This is a genomic window from Enterobacter hormaechei subsp. hoffmannii (genome assembly GCF_001729745.1).
Classification (GTDB): domain Bacteria; phylum Pseudomonadota; class Gammaproteobacteria; order Enterobacterales; family Enterobacteriaceae; genus Enterobacter; species Enterobacter intestinihominis.
Window position 1 is genome coordinate 58,166 of sequence record NZ_CP017186.1, and the last position, 16,133, is coordinate 74,298.

Genomic DNA, 16,133 nt, shown 5'->3' on the forward strand with positions numbered 1-16,133 from the left:
CCACGGTAAGCTGGCCCTCACAGCGTTACGCGGGCATCGGTGCGGCTTTCGGGCCACAGAAAACCCTGGCCAGACTGTGCGCCAGACGTGCGGGCGCGCGCCAGATCCCGCGAATTCTCGATGCCTTCGATAAGAATTGATTGCGCGATACCTGCCCTGACCTCCTGCACAAACGGGGCAAGCGGCGCGCGCTCGCGCAGCGCTGAACGGTCAATTTTTACCCCATCCAGCGGCAGCGCAAGCCGCGCGAACGCCTCAGCCAACTCCCGGGTTAAATCGTCCAGCCAGATTTGCCATCCCGCCTCTTTTAACCGAACAAGCGTGGCATGAAGACGATGTTGCTCAGCCTTACTCAGCCGTGTGATGGTGAGAGGATCCTGAATTTCAATCGTTAACCGCTGCTGATGGCGTAACGCCAGCAACAACCGGATAGCGCGTTCGTCGAGAAGGTGTTCTGCCGGAAGGTTTAGCCAGTAAGCGTCCCGGACGGGTATCTGTAACAGGGTGTTGGCCTGCCAGAAGAAGATTTGCAGCGCGCTGCGCGAAGGCAGAGAAGCAAACAATATCTCCAGATTGACGTTATGGATCTCCACGAGAACTTCATGCGCGAACACCTGGCCCGAATGAAGATCGACAAGCGGCTGGAATCGCAGCCCTGAGATACGTTGCAACAGGGGAGAGGGAAGAACGGTATACATGGAACAGCCTTCAGGAAATGAAAAAAAGGTTCCCGCGGACACGGGAACAAAAGGCAAACGACACACGGTCAAATTCTTAATTCAGGATCCAGCGAATGCTCTGGTAAAACGAGGGGCCACGCACGGCCTTAAGCTTGTTCATGGCGTTGTTTTTATAAAAGTAAACCAGCCTGACGTTACACCCCAGCTGACGGGCGATTTGCTTGGTTTTGAGATTACAGGAATAGCCGCGCAATACGCTGGCCTCCTCGCTGGACAGCCTCGCCGGGGTGCGTAAGCGGGTAGTCATGCCTACGTTGTAACGACCAGACTCTTGCGGCGTCTGGCTCATCAGTATTTGCCACAGCGCTTTGATATCCCCCAGGGAGACTCTTTTGCTGATTACCCCATCAACATGTTTGAATTTCAAATAGCCGGCGGATAACGAATAGATATAGATCTTCGCCGTCACTTGTTTCTGTTTAATACAGAGAATGTCGTCATTCGTCGTCACCCGGAAATGACGCGTATTCAACGGATCATAAATGATGATATCAAAGAGTTGTTCACTCATAGCAAGTTCTTCGATATGGGTAAACCCATGGAAAATAACGTCGTGTTTTTCATCAGGCTCACGCTTTCCGAGCGATTGCAGGCCAATCATCGTGAATTCGCAGCTGTCAACAACGGCAACGTGAATTGTTTTTTTATTTTGCATTGGCATTCTCCTTTCGCTGAGTAAACAGTCCATATAAGAGAAAATGGCGGTTCGCACTCTCTTATTAAAAGAATGGCGAGCACTTTTTAAATAACGCGATGCGATGGCATCAATGTAAGCCAATACAAACCGTCGAGTAAAGCCGATGCCAATTATTAGAGGAAGATAAAATTGAAAAATGGTTTTAATGGTATATGCAATTGTTTTAATCTTCTAATAATATTCATGCCAGATTTTTATTCTGTGAATGGGCGGTTAATAAGCATCAGAAGGTTGATTGATGGGGTTTATCCACCGTTTTTTCAGTGGTTTACTGCTATTCCTGAAAGAAAAATTGTGATCGCGGCAGGGTTATCGACAAGGCTTTATCTGCAAGAGGAAACGGCGTGCAGAATAAAATAGAATTTTTTCTATAAATTTAATGTCCTTGTTCAGATTTTTAAGCCTGAGAAGGATAAAATCCTGGCGCGAAGAGGTTGTGAGTGGTGAGTACATAAACTATTATCATTTTCCTCCGGTCACGAGAATTTAGAAAAGACATGAATAATACTGAACGTATCGTAAGGGTAATGGTGTTTTACAAAATAAATATATTTAAAGAGATAATATTCCGGGCGCTCCATGATCTTTTACCCGATTACGTACTGAACATTACTCAGGTCGATTCCACTGAACAGGCGCTGGCGGCGGTCGCGGATAATAACGTGGATGTTTTCTTCACTGAATTTAATTATCTGCTTAATCATAAAGAGTGGAGTGCGGAGGTCAGCAGCCGTTTTACATCTTTATGTAAAACCCATCACGTCAGGCGTGTTCTGTTGGTGCCCGAGCTGCCTTACGGGCTGTTAAAAAAAGTTCTGGAGATGAAATTTGAATTAACCATCAGTCAGCAGGATGAATTGACTGAACTGAAAAAGGAATTACCCGCGTTGCTCATGGCGGACGGGCAAACACCGTCGATCTCTTCGTGGCTCAGGCGGGTAATGCGGTCCGGTTCCCGGGCGCGCTCCATCCTCTCGGCCAGAGAGTGGGAGGTGCTCCATCTTATCGTGGAAGGATTTTCAACGACGGAGATTGCCCGTCATCGAAACCGTTCGGTCAGTACCATTGCGACGCAGAAGCACAATGCGATGAAAAAGCTGAATCTTTCCAACCACAGCGAACTGATTAAGTATGTGCAAGCGGTTGGAAAGATGGAGAAATAGCTCACATCAGGGATAGATAATATTCAGCGTAGCCGATGTATTGATCTTACCCTGGCTCACCTGGGCGGGCGCCCACACATAATAGTACGCCGCCATCGGAAGGTTGAAATGTTCGTCCAGCGCCGCGCCAGCCGCCACGCTGAAAATCATCGTGGCGTTGCCACGGCTGGTGGTTGAGGTAGAGAAGGTCACCGGCGTTTGCGGGGCGTCACGTTTTATCAGGCGTAGCCCCACGCCCTGCGCCGCGCTACTGCTGCTGTCGATCAGCACTGAGCTGTCGGTTGAGAGCAGCTGCGTGCTGGACAGAAACATCTCAATTGCCCGATCGGAATTGCCGTTAACCCCGACGTTCTGACAGCTCATGTTCAGTGAGAAAGGCGTCAGCCCCGGCTGTGAGGATGCACTGAGCTGGGGAATGCCGAGCGTCGGCAGCGCTACGGTCAGCCCCGCATTATCAAAGGAACAGGTAGTCAGTTTTGGCGCGTATTTGATGATCATCGGCTGACCAAACATATCCCGGTTGTCGTAAGGCCACTTGAACCCGCTGAATAACCACTGCGCTATCTTGATGACCTGATTGATTGGCCAGGTGATGATTTCCCAGAAGGATAGCCCACTCATGTCGCTGACGAACAGAACGTCGCTCATGTTCGCTGTATCCCCCGTCAGGGTGGTGCCGCTCTGGTTAACGAGGGTGAAGCGAACCGTAAACGGTGTGTTCAGCTCAGACGCCGTATGGCTACCGCTGGCAGTCAGGGTTTTATTGGCCGGGGGATTGGTGATCTCCGCCCGCACCATATACTTGTTATTGCTGAATCCGAGGATGGTCGCGTATTTGCTGTCGGTCGAGAGGATCGGCGTGTAAGAAAATTCACTGTTACCCGTCGTACAGTTGAATGAGCCGCTGTACTGGGTGCTGAAGCTGCCGGTCCATGTGGGCGTGGCCGGGCTCAGCTTATCCGATAAATCAATGGTAATCGGTGTGCCATAAACGATGCTGCTGCCGGAGCAGGTGGCATAGCTCATCCCACTAATGCTGGAGAGGATCAGGAATATGAATGATCGTAACATTTTGATAATCCGTAATTAATGGCAAACCGCTGAGGGGCTGTTCAGCCCCCAGGCTGGGGCGGAGATTTCGCACTTCCCGCCGCGGAGATGCACGTTGAGCGCGCGTGGCGGCTGTTCAGCGCGGATATACAGTACGCTGGCCTGGCCGACATACCCGACAGATTCACCGTGTTCATCAAGCACTTCAGTGCCAAAAGGCAGCGGTTTGCCGTCGGCACGCGTCGCATGAAGTACCCATGACTGGCGTTTGTCGGTTTCGAAGCGGATATAGCTCACCGCCCCGTCGTAAGGGGCCACGTTAGCCATGTTGCCGATCACCTCCGCGCCAGCGCTGTTTTCCGTTTGCGATAACGTAATGGCGTTTTTGCGATACGGGGTGGCGTAAGGCACCAGCGCCACGCCATCGCGGTTCGTCATAATGCTTTCATCGCCGTTCACCATCAGTCCCTCCGCTTTTGGCGCATCGACGATAGTCATGGTTGTGCCGGTTTCGTTTGAGGCGAGAACGTGCCACGGGTAGGCCACCAGGCTTCCCCGTCCGCTGAGCCCGGTCTGGCGGTAGTCGGAGGATTCGCTGTAAGAGCCACCGAGTGTCGCGAAGTTCGAACGGTACGCGGCGTTAACGCTTGCCGCATTTTTACCCCCCCGCGCATTACTGCCGGAGAGGGTGTAGCTCAGTCGGTTCGACGCCAGCGCGTTCCCGCTCATGCTGATATTGCTCTGCTCGTAATGCGAATCGCTGGCCGTCAGGCTGGAGGTGATCCAGGCATTATTATCAAACAGCGAGAACGGCAGGCTGAGGGAGAGGTAAAGGCGCGTCTCTTCTTCACTGTCCCTGTTCCGTACCCGGCTGGCCGACAGGGTATAGCTGGCGCGGCCGATGGCGTTGGAATAGCCCATCTGGTATTCGCGCGTGGTTTGCTTTGAGTTCCAGTAATCGCGCTGTGTGCCGGAGACAAATACCGTGCCCCAGTTATTGAGCAGGCGCTGATTAAGGTTAAGCGTAAAGGTATTCTTGGGCTGCGCCGTGCGCAGGGCATCCCAGGTGCTTAGCGACATGTCGGGCGCAACGCCAAACCGATCTTCATAGTCGTCGTACTGCGCTCTCAGGCGCTGATACCCTTCGCGCGAATAGAGCGCGTCGCTGAAGCTGTAATAGCCTTTAGTGGAATAGCGATAGGCCGCCAGGGTGAAGTTGGTGGCGGTGGTATCGATAAATTTGCTGTACGACACGCGATAACTCTGACCGCTGCTGGTGCGATCCTGTAGGGTGGTTTTGGCGTGGGTGACATCAAACGAGACCGCGCCAAACGGAAGGTTCCACCCGGTACCGACAAGCCCGGCCTGGTAGTTATCGCTAATAATCGTCCCGGTATACCCGGTGATGAGGTTATTAAACCCGTAGCGCAGCGTGGCCTGCATGAATGCGGGTTCGGCATCGAGCGTGTTCTGGTGCACTTTACCCGCCACCACGCTGTACTGACTCACCCCTTCTTTTAGCATCCCGGGCACGGCGGAAAACGGCACCGTGAAGGACTGCTGTGAACCGTCCGCTTCACGCACCACCACCAGCAAATCGCCCGCAGAGCCGGTAGGCTGAATGCTGTCGAGGGTAAACTGGCCCGGCGGTACGTTCTCCTGATAGATCACGTTGCCATTCTGGATAACTTTCACCAGGGCGTTCGTCCGTGCCACGCCGTGAACCACCGGTGAAAAACCCTGCTGTGAATTTGGGCGCATCTTCATGTCCGACGCCAGCGACACGCCGCGCACGCGCAGGGAATCAAACAGATCGCCAGGAATATAAAAGTCACCCAGCGTCAGGTTGGATTTCAGCGAGGCCAGGGGACGGCGCAGGTAGCGGGTATTATTCTGCCAGCGACTCTCTCCGCTGGCCGTTTTCCGCCAGGCGCTGCTGTCGCGAAACTGCCAGCCGAACAGGTTGGCGCCGGAATCCAGCCCGGCATAAAAATCATCATTTGTGTCTTTCGCAGCGCCTTTTGCGCGGGTGTTATACCAGGTCGTGTTCCAAGAGAGCATCAGCGCCGGGATCCCCTCGTCCCAAAACTGGGGGGCAATGTAACCTTCTTCAGTACGCAGCACGGCCGCCTGCGGAACGGTAAGCGCCAGACTCAGGGTGCTGGTATCGGTTTTGACTTCACCGCCCTGAACCAGATCGCGCAGCTGCACCTGCCCGTGCGCAATGGCGGGCGCAGGCACGGACGTGGTGTTGATGCCAAGCGACCGGGCATCTTTCCAGGCAAGGCGGATGTCGTCACGCTGCTCGCCGTAGATGACGGTATAACGTCCCTTCCAGCTGCCGTTTACGTAGATATCCATCTCCTGACTGCCGGCAGGCATGGCGTTGTTTTCGGAAAAGCGAGACAGATCGGACTCACCGGATGCGCCAGCAAGCAGGGAGGGATCAAACGAGACGGCCCCTGATTTATGCGAAAGCAGAAGCGTGCAGACTGCCAGCAGACAGAGTCTGTTTTGTTTCATTTTCATGGTGAGTCTTTCCGATCACTGACTGGTGAAAGTCCGGGTTTTATACGCGCCAAGATCGTCCACATACATCAGCTGGAAGGTCTGTCCGCGATTAACCGTATTTTTTGCGGCGACCGTTAGCTGCCCAAACGGGGAAACCATCGGGGACTCCTGGAGCAATTTCGTTTTACCCAGCGAAATATTGGCGACCGTAATATGGAACGGACTGTTATTTGTAATGCGAAAGCGATCGCCTTCGGCGGCGAGCGTCAGTTTCGCCACCGCGTCATCCAGCGTGCCTTTCAGCGCAGCGGGCCGGTAAAAAAGTTTGATACGGGATTTAATCGCCAGCTGAACGGTATTCTGATTTTGCAGATTTTCAGGTCTGGGCGGAATGTCGAGGACATTCAGGAAAAAGACGGATTCGCGATCCGCAGGCAAGCTGGACGGCAGCTTTTTAATACGAAGCTGTTGGCCATTATGTTCGTTAACTTTTATCACCGGCGGCGACAGCAGAAACGGCACATTGGCTGTTTCCGGCGTGGAATTAATATCACCGTCATCTATCCAGGATTGCACCAGAGCGGGCGCATCGCCCGTATTCATTAACTGGACGATCACCTCTTTGTTATTTTCAGGATAAAGGACACGGGTGCCATTAATGACAATATTGGCCCATGAGTGACCGGTGCTTAGCAGTAAGCCTGCCAGCAAAATTGCCTTGCGCATGATTGCAACCTTAAATACAGGCTCTGCGAAAACAGAGCCTGAATAATCATTATTACAGGTAGGAAATGGTATACGTTACGTTGGAGCTTAACTCGCCCACGGTGGCGGCAGCGGCGTTCGTTTTATAGTAATAAACATCCAGCGTCAGCGTCTCGGAATCTGGCGCGGTCGCTGTACCCATAATATCCGTAGTGTAAGGCTGGTTCAGGGTAATTGGCGTAGACGAACCTGGCTCCACTAACGCAAAACCGACATTACGTGCCACACTGGCATCGCTTTCGTTCACGCTGTTATTCAGCAGGTATTTACCGTCAGTGGAAATATTATCCGCGCTGGAGAAATACACTTTCAGCGGGGTACCGGTTGTTCCGGCTGCTGGTGAACAACCTGAGAACGTCAGCGCAATAGATTTTTTATTCTTAGTGATCAGGCCAACCGTGGTGCCTGCATCTTTTACCGAAATAGGGGAAAGCGCAACGGTAAAGTCCGCGCTTTTACCGCCGTTAATGGTACAGGTTGTATCGGTAATAGCGCCGGTAAAGTTAATGATACCACCCGCTGAATTGTCTGCGGCAACTGCGCTGGTAGAAGCAATAGCGGCGGCCAGCAGTGATACGGTCATGATCGATTTGAACATGATAAACTCCATGAAGATTTGTGTTATTTAAATGAATGTTAATCGGCTACACATGTCCCTGATGTACCGGCTAGACGCATGGCGACTCGGGAGAATGCTTTGACGATATTATGTTGCACTAAAAAAGTACATAACAAAACATTATTCCAACAACTTCTAAAGTTTAAGATTATAATCTTGTGAGTTAGTTTTTTTTAATGTTTTAACCTAAATGCGTTAGTTCGAATATTTTTATTAATGATTTAATAATTGTTAATTAATGAAGCTTTATGAATTCATCTCTCAATTAATATCACGCGACTTGACCATACAAACTTTAGACTTATTATTGCCTGGCAAATGCACATAATTTTAACAATGGCGTAATAATAATATGAAGTATCTCATTGATCTTACAATGCTTTATGAAGTCGACACCGGTATGATCATGATTAATGGAGAGGAAGAGTCATCCATTAAGTTATCTAACCAGGCGGGTCGTCTGCTTTATGAACTTATCATCAATAATGGTAAAACTCTCGACAGAGACGACCTGATAAAGAAGGTCTGGGAGGATCATGGTTTCTCTGGTTCTTCGGTGAGTCTGAATGTTGCCATAAGTGAAATCAGAAAAGCATTTCGTACATTAGGATGCGATCCTTTACTGATAAAAACGATACGTGGCAAGGGATTTAGCCTTGCCGCGCATATTGAACATCACACGGTCAGGCCGCCGGTCGTTTCAACGCTTAGTGAGCAATCTGCCTCTGAAGCATTCGATACGCTAGCGCATAAGAAAGATGCCGATCCGCCTAAACAATTAATATCGCTGCACAGACTCTTTATTTCTCTTTGCACGTTATTACTGATTACCGTTATCGGCACCGCTGTTTTACTGTTGCACCAAAGGGATTCCTATGCCGAGAGCCTGAAAGATTCTGATATGCATCTGCTCGGTAAAGTGGACCGGTGTACGGTATACCTGATCGATAAGAATATGTATCAGCCGCGACAGCACTACTTTAATCACGTAAAAGAGGTCATTGCCAGTCAACATATCGACTGTCAACACCAGGTTGCAGATGCTTACTATTCCAGGTTTAAAAAGTCGCAGATAGAAAATTATTTCCTGGCCATCTGTTATCAGCAGGACAGTATCGACGATTATAAGAACTGCATTTCTTACAGAAGCCTGACCGGGAGTTAAAATATGTCAAGGACTAAAATGAGTGTACTGTTCAGTATCGTACTGGCGCTGTCTGCCATCGCGTTGTTGTGGATCTATTTTACCAGAACGCAGGATGAGGGGTTTGGCTGCCAGTCAGATACCATTTCCTGGAAAACCTATTCCACGGGTGAGTTAACCGATATGTCGCTAACCACGCTTTTCCTGTTTAACAACAAAGATGTTGTGACGGTTATTCATAAAGGCGTACTCAAGAAAGAGGGCAAAAGCTACCTGATTGACAGAAATTACACGCTCAGCGTGGAAAAAGTCGACGGAAGCAATATCTTTTATATTAAGGATAAAAAGCTGAATAAATCTGAAGATGATGCGGCGCCGGATGGCGTTGTAAACGAAATGTTACTTGATAATATCAACTTCTTCTATATTACCCGCGTTAAACCGCACGCCTGGTTAATTAAGGGGCTGGTTTTGCCTGTAATGATGTGTGTGGCTGTTCCGACGTCCTGATATTTCTCTTTATTGAAAAATCGATATTTATCTATTGCTCGGGAAATTGAGTGGTTTACTCAATACGTAACAATAAGATACGAGAGATTTATTTATATTTTTATTGTTATTCTCCGGCGAGTGAATTTTTCTGTATTGCCTCGTTATTTTGCGGCTGTCTATACTCCGCCTCGAAAAAGGGGCTCCCCTTTTTATACACGTGGATTCTTTTTTGAAGGACTAAATAAATGAACAAACTGAACGCTATCGTTCTGGGCTCCCTGTTGTCTGTTTCTGCCCTGAGCGCAGTTAATGCAGCAGAAACGACGGCTTCTGCCACCTGGCAGGCAACCGCGACCAAAGACAGCGAATCCGACCTGGTTGTTACGCCAACGCGTGCTTTGAACTTCGTTTACAGCGCCAATACCAAATCTTTCAACACCGATACCGGTCTGTTTGATGTGGCTATCCGTGGCGATCACTCTACGGCGACCAGCTTCAAACTCGAAGCTATCCTCGACGATTCAAACAACACGCTGTTCAGCGTGGGCGGTGAAGCGACCAAGCTGAAAGTGGGTGCGCGTTGGGGCGGTAACGACCTGGGCTCTATCGGTGGCACCGTGGGGGCGAAATCAACCGCATGGACCACGCTGGTTGATTCTTCTTCTAACACCGGCGTCTCTTCTGGCCTGTGGAACCTGACCACCAGCGCAGGCGCGGCGGCAGATACCGAAATTACCGGCCAGGACAAATTCGTCTTCTACGTTGACTCCGCTCAGGACAACGCGGGTACTGCGAAAGAGTTCAAAGACCTGACCAACAGCCTGTGGGAAGGGACCGTATCTGTTGCGTTCCGCGCAACCTGGGGCTAAGGCCTGATCGATCCAGGGGCGCAAGCCCCTGTTTAGGGAAATAGCATGTTTAACCTCAAATCCGCCTTCTTATTTTTATTATTTATCTCTTCCTCCGCGCTGGCCATTAATGTGGGAAAAGTCACCACCATTATTCCTGCGGATGCTGACTCCACCGCCAAGGAAATAAAAAACGAAGCAGACAGCGTGCGTATTGTTTCTGTTCGCGCACAGCGGATCAGTAGCCCAATGGATGAAGGGATCGTCATTAATCCGGAGAAAGTGGACGAGCTGTTGCTGACGCCCACGCGCATGGTAATGCCCGCCGGTACCAGCAATATTGTCAAATTTTACTATCACGGGAACGCCGATAACAAAGAGCGTTACTACCGCATTACCTTCACGGATGAAGGGGTGAGCGAAGAGGTGGACAGCGGTTCACCAAAAAACGGTACCGGGATGACGCGCGCGGTGGTGAGCACCATTCTGGTGGTTCAGCCCCGTGATAAGAAGATCGACTTCGTCTATGTGGCGGGAAAAATAACGAATAAGGGCAACACCGCTTTTCGCGTCAATGCGACCGGAACCTGCCTGAAGCCGAATCCGGAATCACCGACTACGCCGTGTACCAAAAACTTCTACCTGATGCCGGATACCTCGCGCGCTATCGAGGATATCAACGTTACGGATAACCATTTTCATCTCGGAATATGGGACCTGAAACAGTTCATACCTGTTAAGTAAGGATGCATGGTGAAAAATAAATTAGTGTTGCCGGTGATGATGGCTTGCGCATCCGGCACGCTGCCCGCGCTTGCGCATGCAGCCTCAAGCTCCGTGGTTATCGCTAATTACCGTTTTCCCGACTCGCTTTATGCACTGCTGGAGCAGGGGATCAAAATTCCCGTCTATCTGGTGAATACGCGTCCACACTCAGCACAACAAGGGAACCACGAAGGCACGGCGAGCGAATATGTTCGTATCGGTGACGTGACGCTCTTTGCAAAAGATCTGAAGCTGGGGCTGAGGGACGTTCAGGTCCAGGAGTCTGATAACGGCATTCGTCTGTCAAAAGAGATGAGAACGTTATTGCAGAGCATTAACGACAAGCAGTTTGATGACCAGATGCGCATTCCGGTAAGTACGGGGTCCGCGTTCGAGCTGGATCAGAAAAAAATGCGCCTGTTGCTGAATCTGTCGCAGAGCGACTACGGGGTGAATATTCGCCCGCGTGAGGTGGACATTGATGCGCCGGAGTCTGACGACCTGAGCGGCACGTTCTCCTACAACCTCGGGGCGTATCACACCGAGAGCGGCTACGGTGACAGCTGGTCGTCGGGCTATCTGAACGCAAGAAACTGGATCTCAATGGGCGTTGATCATGTGCTGATCGACGGCTCTGGCTACGTCAACGAGAGCAGCAGCGATACCCAGATGAACGCGGTTATGTGGGAGCGCGACTATCAGGGGATGCGCTACGCCGCGGGCATGCTGAACGGCTGGGCGATGCAGTCTCTGGCGAGCGTCAGCGGGATTTCCGGCGGTGAAGTCTACGGCGTTTCCATGGGCAACCAGGCCAACTCCCGTAAGCGCGATAACACGCTCTCTCTGACGCCTGTGGTGGTCTATTTCCCCACGGCGGGCGAGGCCCGTATTCGTCGTGACGGGCAGCTTATCGGGATTCAGCGCTTTGACGTCGGCAACCATGAAATTGACACCAGCAGCCTGCCCTACGGGATCTACAGCATCGAAGTTGAGGTGGTGAGCGGAAGCCGCACCGTGTCGCGTAGCATGTACACCGTGAATAAGCCGTTCTCCAGCAACGTGTCGGAAACGCTGCGCTGGCAGATGTGGGGCGGGATGTATAGCCGCGATAAATCCGTCGTCAATTATAAAAAATACGCGAAACACAAAAACGAGCAGGACAACACCTACTACTACGATTACGACACCAAACATAAAGACACCATGTCGCTGGTGGGGGCCTCGTTCAGCAAGCGCAGCGGGATGGTCGACTGGAACGCCTCCACCTACATGATGCGGGAACACATCGTCAGCGAGCTGTGGGCCTCCCTGAACCTGACGGGCTATTTCTCGGTGAATACCCAGACCATGGCCGCCTCCGACGGAACGTACCGCGCCAACTACGGCGCGAATCTCAGCCTGCCGTGGCAGATCGGTTCGGTCTGGTACTCCCATGAACAGCTCTCCAGCGGCAAGTTCCTCGATATCTATGAGAGCAAGGGCAACACCTGGGGCGCCTCCTTTAGCCTGCCGTCGTTCGGCCTGCCCTCAGCGGGCAACCTGAGCCTGATGCGTCAGGAGGACGACCTCTATCGCTATAAACGCTATCAGCTGGACTACTCCCAGGGGTTATACGCCGGTCGCTACGGTACGGCGCGCCTGCGGGTGGGGATGTCGCGCAACAAATACGACGGGTATTACGAAGAGAAAGATCGTTACGTGATGCTCGATTTCGCCATACCGCTCGGCAATACCGTGTCGGTTGGCGTTTCCCACAATCGCGATACCGGCACGGCGCTGAACGTCAGCGCCAGCCGCCAGTTTGAAGGCGATTACCTGAAATCGGCCACAGCCAACGTCTCGAAAGCCTTTAACAGCCGCCAGGATCGCAGCGTAAGCGGCGGCGGCAGCGTGAACTTCGACACGCCGTGGAACAGCAACATCCTCAGCGTCCAGAGCGGCATGAGTAAAGGATGGAACTCCACGCTGACCAGTGACGGCAGCGTGGGCTGGTCCAAAGAGGCCATCGCCGCCGGGAAAGGCACCGAAAGCGCAGGGGTGATTGTCAGTACCGGTCTCAAATCTGATGAAGCGCTGACCCTGAAGCTTAACGGCCGGGCAGAACGCATTAAAGGGGATAAAACCTGGCTGTCGCTGCCGGCATACCAGGCTTATGACCTGGAAGTGATGAACAGTGAAACCGGTACGGAAAGCTATGAGATTGGCGCGAATGCGCGTCGCCATATCACGGTTTATCCGGGCAATACCGTGGTGATGAAGCCGCAGGTGAAGAAAATCGTCACCCTGTTTGGCCGCCTTGTGGATGCAAACGGCAATCCGATTGGCGCCACGCAGATCAAAAACCACGTTGGGCTGACCCGGACGGAGAACGACGGACGCTTCGTGATCGACGTTGATAAGAACAACCCTGTCCTGAGTATCGCCACGCCGGACGACAGCGTCTGCGAAGTGCGCCTGGACATTGAGTCTAACCGCGGTGCGCTGTGGCTCGGGGACATCTCCTGCGACAAAGGCGATTTCGTCTGGCAGGAAGCAAAAGGAACGCAGGAACGTGACGATGAAAAAGATATTCGCTCTTAATTTGCTGCTGATGAGCGCGGTGGCCCATGCGCAGGAGCTGCCCTATTTCGCCATTAATAATCCGGACAATAACGGTACGGGAAACAGCGCGGGGCTGTTTAGTCTGAACAGCACCTCGACCGCGTTTTTACACGGTTCGCGTGAGTGGCCGACGCTGAGCGCGAAAACGAATAACGGTATCGCCACTTACATCCCGGACAACAGCTACAGCGGTCCGGCAGGCAGCGCGCTGACCATCGACTTTTCGGTGACCGGTTCCAGCGCCTCTCCGTTCTTTAAAGGGACGGCGTGTTCCTCGTCCTGCGGCAACACGGGGTACACCCCGACGACCCGCTATACCGATACGTCGATGGTGGTCAAGCCGCCGGTGATGGAGCCCGGCACGTCATACGGGCGCTGGGTCCTGGGCGATCCGTTCTTTAACTATCTGCTCAACGCCGCGCCAGGGGATGAAGTGACCATCACCTCCACGCCGCAAATCAGCTCCATCAACAAAGTGACCACCACCAATACGCTTCACAAGGTGGGCACGCTGACCATGACCAACTCCAGGGCGCTCAACCTGGGGATTGACCCGATCAGCGGTGAGGTGACGATAGTCGATGGATCAACGGGGGCCACCTGCACCAAATACACCCGCAACACGGTCTCTGGCGTGCTGTGCGACCTGCTTGAATACACGTTTGTTGGGGAAGATATCTCCGGTTACAACGGGGGGCTGGCGCTCACCTCTTCCCGCGTCAACAGCGTGCTGCAATCGCACATGAACGGCGGCACCGGGCTTGCCGCCGAGCTGACCTTCGATGAAAACACCTGGTACAGTATCTCCGGCGGTATCCTGAGTGATACGCGTGTCCTGGCAAACACCTTCCTCGCGGCGCCGCAGAAAAACGGCGGCAAAGCGTATCTTAAAATATTTTTGCCGAAAGCGTTAATTCTGAGCGTGGCGCAGGCGGGGGACGGCAGCAGCATTGGCAATATCGTCAGCCTGTGCCTGACGCCCGGCAACAGCTCGCTGGCGGCGGATTTCTGCTTCCAGCCGGGGGGCGGCCTGGTGATTAACCCTATTCAGCCGGGGCTGGAGATTACGCCCGACAACCCGGATTACGCCCTCGATCCTGACGGTCTGGGCGGCTCAGGGAAAGGCGCCATCGGCGAAACGCCCATTGAGATCCCCTACACCATCACCTACAGCGGGGCGCAAAAAGATGCGGCGATTGCGGTCACGGTAAAAGTCACCGGGCCTACTCAAAGCCTGAATGGGGTGGACTACTGCGCCTTCAGCGGCAACGGCTTTACGGTTCCCATTCCGGGCAACGTGCTGGTGGGGAAAAGCCAGACGCGCATGGCGCATAACTGTAAAGGCGAGGTATTGTCGATCCCGGCGCCGGCCACCCATGCGGAAGAGTGGGACAAAATGAGTTCCGGCGTGACCGATATGTGGCTCTGGAAAACACCGCTGATCCTCCAGTTCGTTATGGATAATCCGGTATCGAAGACCACCTATGACGGAAATAGCTGGTTTGGCGAAGTGACCGCGCAGGGAAGAATAGATGTTAGCGCATCCTGGAATTAATCAACCATGACTGGAAAATTCCTGGCTATTTTTGCAATAAATTGCTTCATTTCCACAGGGGCAAATGCTTTAATTATCGAAAGTCTGAATATTGATTTTCTTCCCGAAAGAGAAGTTGTTTTTCAGCCGATAAAAAACGATACCAGCGAACGTCAGAATTATACCGTTTCGCTTATTCAGGTAGACGTTCCTAAAGAGAAGGGAAAAGAAACCGAAATAAAAGACGGCGAAGTCATGTATTCGCCTAAGCAATTAACGCTGGGGAGCGGTGAGCGCGCGGGTTTTAAATTTTACTATACCGGCCCGCATGACAACAAAGAGCGATACTATCGCGTAAAATTCACCGAGACGCCGCTCCAGGCAAAGGTCATCACGCGCAAAGGCCAGCGCATCCAGTCGGATGTGGTGGTCTCGCTTGAGGCTATTTTGATTGTCCGTCCATGGACACGACATTTTGATTATGCGTTTAGCAACGGGGTGGTGAGTAATACCGGGAATACCTATTTTAAATATGTTTCCTCGGTCGGGTGCAGTACGCAATACAATAATTCAAAATATATTCCTCCGGGGCAACGGCTGGAAATAGATAATGCCGGGCAGGCTGCAAGACGAATGATTATTTATGGCAATAAAATCATTCCGCTGACCACCTGCCCGTAGCAACCGCTTTCCTTCATAAAAGGAAATTAGCCTTTAGCATCATGCTAAAGATCCATCACTACAGGAGATAAAAATGAAAGCGATTTCATTCGTAGAAGCGAAAGACATTATTGGCGGCGCGTTAAACCCGTTCGCTGGTCTGGTTAAAGGTGCACAGCTGGGTTACGACACTGGCGCCAGCATCATGGGCATGGTTGGCGGTGTGGTTGGCGGAGTTCTGGGTGGCGCAATGGGCTTCCTGGGCGCGCTGGTTGGTAGCTACAACTAATTCACGTTTACAGGAAAAGTATCATGCAAGTTATCGATTTCAAAAAAGCACAGGCCATCATCGGTGGTTGGGATCCGTTTGCTGCCGCTATTCAGGGCGCAAGCGCGGGCTATAACGCGGGCAGCCAGATGTTAGGCGCGCTGGGCGGCACCATCGGTGGCGTATTCGGCCTGGTGGGCGGCTTCATCGGCGGTTTCTTCAGCGCCTAAGCGAGAAGCACGTTGTACGCATGGCCCGCATTGCCGGGCCATTTTT

The 16,133-nt window shown here is 52.2% G+C and carries 16 protein-coding genes; 10 read left to right on the forward strand and 6 right to left on the reverse strand.

Annotated features, from left to right (window positions below):
- Positions 1-17 precede the first annotated feature (17 nt).
- Positions 18-698 carry an EAL domain-containing protein gene (locus tag BFV65_RS00275; protein WP_058677109.1) on the reverse strand — a complete coding sequence of 227 codons (681 nt, stop codon included), beginning with the start codon at positions 696-698 and terminating at the stop codon, positions 18-20.
- Positions 699-774: 76 nt separating this feature from the next.
- Positions 775-1,395 (reverse strand): LuxR C-terminal-related transcriptional regulator, encoded by a 621-nt coding sequence (locus BFV65_RS00280; protein WP_015570093.1) that lies wholly within the window; start codon positions 1,393-1,395, stop codon positions 775-777.
- A 569-nt stretch (positions 1,396-1,964) separates the two neighbouring features.
- On the opposite strand from BFV65_RS00280, the gene BFV65_RS00285 reads away from it, so the two are divergent.
- Positions 1,965-2,600, forward strand: coding sequence for a LuxR C-terminal-related transcriptional regulator (locus BFV65_RS00285; protein WP_032622107.1), 636 nt, complete (start codon positions 1,965-1,967; stop codon positions 2,598-2,600).
- Positions 2,601-2,606: 6 nt separating this feature from the next.
- Here BFV65_RS00285 and BFV65_RS00290 read toward each other — a convergent pair whose 3' ends face one another.
- Genes BFV65_RS00290 through BFV65_RS00305 form a run of 4 tightly spaced genes read right to left on the reverse strand, consistent with a single transcriptional unit; the run spans position 2,607 to position 7,524 of the window.
- Complete coding sequence (locus BFV65_RS00290) at positions 2,607-3,671, reverse strand: fimbrial protein (protein WP_069596117.1); 1,065 nt, start codon at positions 3,669-3,671, stop codon at positions 2,607-2,609.
- Positions 3,672-3,686: 15 nt separating this feature from the next.
- Positions 3,687-6,179: a fimbria/pilus outer membrane usher protein gene (locus BFV65_RS00295; protein WP_069596118.1), complete on the reverse strand. Its 2,493-nt coding sequence runs from the start codon at positions 6,177-6,179 to the stop codon at positions 3,687-3,689.
- Positions 6,180-6,194: 15 nt separating this feature from the next.
- A complete protein-coding gene (locus BFV65_RS00300) occupies positions 6,195-6,887 on the reverse strand; it encodes a fimbrial biogenesis chaperone (RefSeq protein WP_063147050.1) in 693 nt (230 codons plus the stop codon).
- A gap of 52 nt (positions 6,888-6,939) precedes the next feature.
- A complete protein-coding gene (locus BFV65_RS00305; RefSeq protein ID WP_022646579.1) occupies positions 6,940-7,524 on the reverse strand; it encodes a fimbrial protein in 585 nt (194 codons plus the stop codon).
- 373 nt (positions 7,525-7,897) lie between these two features.
- Between BFV65_RS00305 and BFV65_RS00310 the strand changes: the two genes are divergently transcribed.
- From BFV65_RS00310 to BFV65_RS00350, 9 genes are all read left to right on the forward strand, one after another.
- Positions 7,898-8,710, forward strand: a complete 813-nt coding sequence (locus BFV65_RS00310) for a winged helix-turn-helix domain-containing protein (protein WP_022646580.1) — start codon at positions 7,898-7,900, stop codon at positions 8,708-8,710.
- 18 nt (positions 8,711-8,728) lie between these two features.
- Positions 8,729-9,199, forward strand: a complete 471-nt coding sequence (locus BFV65_RS00315; protein ID WP_022646581.1) for a FidL-like protein — start codon at positions 8,729-8,731, stop codon at positions 9,197-9,199.
- A 227-nt stretch (positions 9,200-9,426) separates the two neighbouring features.
- On the forward strand, positions 9,427-10,050 hold the full coding sequence (locus BFV65_RS00320; RefSeq protein WP_003860995.1) for a common pilus major fimbrillin subunit EcpA: 624 nt from the start codon (positions 9,427-9,429) through the stop codon (positions 10,048-10,050).
- A 45-nt stretch (positions 10,051-10,095) separates the two neighbouring features.
- On the forward strand, positions 10,096-10,773 hold the full coding sequence (locus BFV65_RS00325; protein WP_022646582.1) for an EcpB family pilus assembly chaperone: 678 nt from the start codon (positions 10,096-10,098) through the stop codon (positions 10,771-10,773).
- 6 nt (positions 10,774-10,779) lie between these two features.
- Positions 10,780-13,374: a CS1-pili formation C-terminal domain-containing protein gene (locus BFV65_RS00330; protein ID WP_032622041.1), complete on the forward strand. Its 2,595-nt coding sequence runs from the start codon at positions 10,780-10,782 to the stop codon at positions 13,372-13,374.
- Entirely contained in the window at positions 13,352-14,950 is a 1,599-nt protein-coding gene (locus BFV65_RS00335) for a fimbrial adhesin EcpD family protein (protein WP_023298989.1), read from the forward strand. The genes BFV65_RS00330 and BFV65_RS00335 overlap by 23 nt, the downstream gene beginning before the upstream one ends.
- Positions 14,951-14,956: 6 nt before the next feature.
- On the forward strand, positions 14,957-15,610 hold the full coding sequence (locus BFV65_RS00340) for an EcpB family pilus assembly chaperone (protein WP_006812468.1): 654 nt from the start codon (positions 14,957-14,959) through the stop codon (positions 15,608-15,610).
- A 73-nt stretch (positions 15,611-15,683) separates the two neighbouring features.
- Positions 15,684-15,878, forward strand: coding sequence for a hypothetical protein (locus tag BFV65_RS00345; RefSeq protein ID WP_022646586.1), 195 nt, complete (start codon positions 15,684-15,686; stop codon positions 15,876-15,878).
- Positions 15,879-15,901: 23 nt separating this feature from the next.
- The gene (locus BFV65_RS00350; protein ID WP_001196016.1) at positions 15,902-16,087 is read left to right on the forward strand and encodes a hypothetical protein; all 186 of its coding nucleotides are present in this window, start codon (positions 15,902-15,904) and stop codon (positions 16,085-16,087) included.
- Positions 16,088-16,133 lie beyond the last annotated feature (46 nt).

What these genes read in the sequence shown, in the direction of transcription:
- BFV65_RS00275 (WP_058677109.1), bottom strand. Translation starts at nt 698, where the DNA reads ATGTATACCGTTCTTCCCTCTCCCCTGTTGCAACGTATCTCAGGGCTG.
- BFV65_RS00280 (WP_015570093.1), bottom strand. Translation starts at nt 1,395, where the DNA reads ATGCAAAATAAAAAAACAATTCACGTTGCCGTTGTTGACAGCTGCGAA.
- BFV65_RS00285 (WP_032622107.1), top strand. Translation starts at nt 1,965, where the DNA reads ATGGTGTTTTACAAAATAAATATATTTAAAGAGATAATATTCCGGGCG.
- BFV65_RS00290 (WP_069596117.1), bottom strand. Translation starts at nt 3,671, where the DNA reads ATGTTACGATCATTCATATTCCTGATCCTCTCCAGCATTAGTGGGATG.
- BFV65_RS00295 (WP_069596118.1), bottom strand. Translation starts at nt 6,179, where the DNA reads ATGAAAATGAAACAAAACAGACTCTGTCTGCTGGCAGTCTGCACGCTT.
- BFV65_RS00300 (WP_063147050.1), bottom strand. Translation starts at nt 6,887, where the DNA reads ATGCGCAAGGCAATTTTGCTGGCAGGCTTACTGCTAAGCACCGGTCAC.
- BFV65_RS00305 (WP_022646579.1), bottom strand. Translation starts at nt 7,524, where the DNA reads ATGTTCAAATCGATCATGACCGTATCACTGCTGGCCGCCGCTATTGCT.
- BFV65_RS00310 (WP_022646580.1), top strand. Translation starts at nt 7,898, where the DNA reads ATGAAGTATCTCATTGATCTTACAATGCTTTATGAAGTCGACACCGGT.
- BFV65_RS00315 (WP_022646581.1), top strand. Translation starts at nt 8,729, where the DNA reads ATGAGTGTACTGTTCAGTATCGTACTGGCGCTGTCTGCCATCGCGTTG.
- BFV65_RS00320 (WP_003860995.1), top strand. Translation starts at nt 9,427, where the DNA reads ATGAACAAACTGAACGCTATCGTTCTGGGCTCCCTGTTGTCTGTTTCT.
- BFV65_RS00325 (WP_022646582.1), top strand. Translation starts at nt 10,096, where the DNA reads ATGTTTAACCTCAAATCCGCCTTCTTATTTTTATTATTTATCTCTTCC.
- BFV65_RS00330 (WP_032622041.1), top strand. Translation starts at nt 10,780, where the DNA reads ATGGTGAAAAATAAATTAGTGTTGCCGGTGATGATGGCTTGCGCATCC.
- BFV65_RS00335 (WP_023298989.1), top strand. Translation starts at nt 13,352, where the DNA reads ATGAAAAAGATATTCGCTCTTAATTTGCTGCTGATGAGCGCGGTGGCC.
- BFV65_RS00340 (WP_006812468.1), top strand. Translation starts at nt 14,957, where the DNA reads ATGACTGGAAAATTCCTGGCTATTTTTGCAATAAATTGCTTCATTTCC.
- BFV65_RS00345 (WP_022646586.1), top strand. Translation starts at nt 15,684, where the DNA reads ATGAAAGCGATTTCATTCGTAGAAGCGAAAGACATTATTGGCGGCGCG.
- BFV65_RS00350 (WP_001196016.1), top strand. Translation starts at nt 15,902, where the DNA reads ATGCAAGTTATCGATTTCAAAAAAGCACAGGCCATCATCGGTGGTTGG.